1 protein-coding gene is annotated in these 561 nt (G+C 49.0%); it reads left to right on the top strand.

All coding sequences use genetic code 11. From position 1 onward, the window contains the following. A partial coding sequence (locus P1P89_23355; protein MDF1594460.1) for a hypothetical protein occupies positions 1–285 on the top strand: 285 nt, incomplete at its 5' end. Positions 286–561 lie beyond the last annotated feature (276 nt).

The following is a 561-nucleotide window of genomic DNA, read 5'->3' on the forward strand; positions in this document are numbered from 1 at the left end:
CTGCGGGTCTTCTATCCATGTCTTGGGAAGGTAGAGTCGAACATCCACCGGTACGGCAAAACGGTCTTTGCCAAGTACGCCGAATACGGCTACCTGACCATTATCGACTTTTCCCAGTCGGCCCAACCACTGCCGGGCAACACCCGCCGACATCGGCCCTTGTTTGGCAAACCCGCTTTCGTCAATGAAAAAGCCTGCTTGCTCCTCATCGCCCAAAAGTTCATTCGCATCACAGGCCACCTGACCGATGACATCATGACAACCGGGACGTTCTTAAATAATTAAATAACTATTAATAAAGAGGCGGTTGCGTAAACGGGGTCACTCATTGTTTCTTGATTTAAATAAGTCAAAAAACAAGGTGTGACCGTACGCAGTAACAACCGTTTATCTTGCGGGTTGAAGTCCCGCCCAAGGAGTTGTCCGTACGCCTTGGTAGCACGCGGGAGCGGCGCTTGAGCAATCAGGGGTCGTAAGTTCCCAAAGGACAACCGGGACGTTCTTAAACAATTAAATAACTATTAATAGCGAGGCGGTTGAGATTTACTTCTTAACTGCCTT

This window comes from Desulfobacterales bacterium, assembly GCA_029211065.1.
Taxonomy (GTDB): Bacteria; Desulfobacterota; Desulfobacteria; order Desulfobacterales; family JARGFK01; genus JARGFK01.